The sequence below is a fragment of the Streptomyces sp. CO7 genome (genome assembly GCF_053474865.1).
Genome location: NZ_JBRIOU010000001.1, coordinates 394,751 through 397,577, shown reverse-complemented (window position 1 = coordinate 397,577; position 2,827 = coordinate 394,751). Strand labels below are relative to the sequence as shown.

At 70.6% G+C, this 2,827-nt stretch carries 3 protein-coding genes; 1 reads left to right on the top strand and 2 read right to left on the bottom strand.

The window, feature by feature from the left end; genetic code table 11:
• Positions 1–218: 218 nt before the first annotated feature.
• Both ACOV8S_RS01900 and ACOV8S_RS01895 read right to left on the bottom strand, forming a co-directional pair.
• Positions 219–1,001, bottom strand: coding sequence for a hypothetical protein (locus tag ACOV8S_RS01900; RefSeq protein ID WP_448315627.1), 783 nt, complete (start codon positions 999–1,001; stop codon positions 219–221).
• 234 nt (positions 1,002–1,235) lie between these two features.
• A complete protein-coding gene (locus ACOV8S_RS01895) occupies positions 1,236–1,544 on the bottom strand; it encodes a hypothetical protein (protein ID WP_108951895.1) in 309 nt (102 codons plus the stop codon).
• A gap of 423 nt (positions 1,545–1,967) precedes the next feature.
• Between ACOV8S_RS01895 and ACOV8S_RS01890 the strand changes: the two genes are divergently transcribed.
• The coding region (locus tag ACOV8S_RS01890) for a serine/threonine-protein kinase (RefSeq protein WP_448315625.1) at positions 1,968–2,827 on the top strand (860 nt) is incomplete at its 3' end.

The window sequence follows — 2,827 nt, the reverse complement described above, 5'->3', positions numbered from 1 at the left end:
GGTCGAGGGCGGTGGTGGGGTCGCCGGGGACGCTGTTCGCGTCCACGCCGCCGCCACCGTCACGACCGTCGCGTTCGCAGTAGGCCTTGCCGGGGCCCTTGAGCACGTCACAGGGGTCATCGTTGGGTGCAGAGGGTGCTGCCATCGCACGGGTGACGGGTAGCAGGGTGCTGGTCTGAACGACGGTGAGGCCGGCGGCGAGTCGGAGCACGAGACGGTTAGCGCGCATAGGTGAACCCTCCGTACTCGGAGACTGCTTTGGTCATGTCCTCCGAGGTCGAGGCCCGCTGGTCGCGTCCTACGGGCACCGGACCGTCCTTCTGCTGCCAGTCGGTGACCTTCCATTCCTGGCCGGTCCACTGGAGATCGAGGGTGCTGGTGTACCAGCCCTCGGTCACGGGGTTGGTCGAGTTGTTACCGGAGAGGCCGAACAGGGAGGTATGCCAAACCTCCACGGCCGCCTTGTCGGCGTCGTAGGCGGTGACCTTGGTGCCTACCGGGACGATCCGGGAGATGAACGTCTGACCGTCGGGAGCCGAGCCGTCCTCCTGGAGCCCCATGCTCTTCAGCAATTCGCCGTTCCCGTAGCCCTCGTTGAGCCTCCCCAGCTGATCGTCGGCGATGTCGGACGCGTAAATGCTGTTCACGATTACTTCGCGGCGCGTTGTGTCGAACATCTCGGCTGAGCCCAGAGCCACAGCGTAGTTCGCTGCCGCGCTCTGGGCGCCCTGTTCGTCGTGGGCGAAGCCGGAAGTGACGGGCCGCTCGCCCGTGGGAGCGGTGGCGGCGGCGGAAGGTTTGTCGGCGGCGGGGGTGTCGTCGCCGCCACGGTTCGCGAAGGCGATCGCGGCGATGAGCAGGACGATGACGCCCACGCCCGTCACGAGGCCCCGTGAGGGCCGGCCGCCACCCGTCCCGCGCCCCCCGCGCGGCGGCACGCCACTGCGTTCGGGCATGCGCGTGCGCGTCTGACCCTCGCCGTAGTCGTCCCCGAGACTCATGCGCCGTTCGCCCCTTCGGTCTCGCCGTACGGGAGTTCGTCGTACCGGAACGTGCCAAGGTACGACGGTAGCCCTCCTGGACCCCGCGCGGGCGCGGTGTGGTGACTGAACATCAGGGTGACGCATCCTCAGCCGGTGGGACAGCGGACATGTAGGGGTCTCGGAAGCATCCGGGGGCGCTCCGGCCGGGACTGGACGGGGTGCCGTGCGCGGGGGTGGGTGGTCCGGGCCCGGCTAGACGGCCATGCCGTACACGATGGTGAACAGCGTGCCGAGCGAGCCGATGATGAAGACGCCGGTGAGGCCGGCGATGATGAGGCCCTTGCCCTGTTCCGCGCTGAAGGTGTCGCGCAGCGCGGTGGCGCCGATGCGCTGCTTTGCGGCGCCCCAGATGGCGATGCCGAGACAGAGCAGGATCGCGATGGCCATGACCACTTCGATCATCACCTTGGCCTCGTTGCCCAGGCTGCCGAAGGGGCCCCAGTCCGGAGCGATCCCGCCGATGATGGTGGTGATGTCTCCCTCGTCGGCTGCAAGAAGCATGTAACTCACCGCCCCTGTTGGGTGATTCAGCGTCCCCTCCGCGGGTTGCGGAGGACAGGCCTCATTGTCGCCGACGATGACGAGCTGTCATGTCGACTTGACGTCTTTGTATGGCTGGATTTGTGCGGCTGTCGTGTTGCCGGGGTGGGCGGGCAGGGCCCGCGCCCCTCCGATCTGACACGCAGTAGTCGTTAGTAGTCGTATTATCACTCTATGTATCATGGCGGGTCGCGTCGGGCAACGATCCGGCCCGGACCGGTCGCCGTGGATGCCGGCCGCGGGCAGGGCGCGGTTCCGGACACCTCGGTCGCGCGGGGGCGTCCGGGCGGTGGCAGGGGAGCGCCGGCGGGGCGCGTGACGTCGCGTCCGGCGGGACGGCCGTCCCCTCCGCATTCCGCGGCGGTCTGTGGCACTGTCTTTGCCGTGGACGCGTTGAAGGTGAACGACCCGACGGTGCTTGGCCGTTACGTCCTCCAGGCGCGGCTGGGGGCGGGCGGCATGGGCCAGGTGTACCTGGGGAGGTCCCCGGGAGGACGCCTGGTCGCGCTGAAGGTCATCCGGGACGGGATCACCGAGCATCCCGAGGCGCTGCCGCGTTTCCGGCGCGAGGTCGACACCGCCCGGGCGGTGCGCAGCGCCTACACGGCCAACCTGATCGACGCCTCCCTGGACGAGGCCCCGTACTGGCTGGCGACCGAGTACGTCGAGGGACCGACCCTCGCCGCGGCGGTGGCCGCGCGCGGGCCACTGCCCGGGCGGACCTGCCGGGGGCTGTTCGCCGCGCTCGCCGAAGGGCTGGCGGCGGTGCACGCCTGTGGGGTGACCCACCGGGACCTCAAGCCGCAGAACGTGATCCTGTCCCGGCGAGGGCCGCAGCTCATCGACTTCGGCATCGCGCGCGGGGTGGAGCAGACCGCGGTCACCGAGACCGGGGCGTCCGGCCCGGGGACCCCGGGCTTCACCGCCCCGGAGGTGCTGCTGCACAACGAGGTGGGCCCGGCCGCCGACGTGTTCGCCCTCGGGGCCACGGTCGCCTTCGCGGCCACCGGGCGTCCGCCCTTCGGGGCCGGGTCCGCGGCGGGGGTCGCCTTCCGTGCGGTGTACGAGGAGATCGACGTCGAGGGTGTCGAGGAGGACCTCGCGCAGCTGGTGCGGGACTGCGTCGCCAAGGACCCGGCGGCGCGACCGGGCCTGGAGCGGGTGATCGAGCGGTGCGCGGTGGCCGGCGCGCTGGTGGGCGACGCCCACTACGCGGCCCTCACCGCCGACACCGGGTCGCCCCC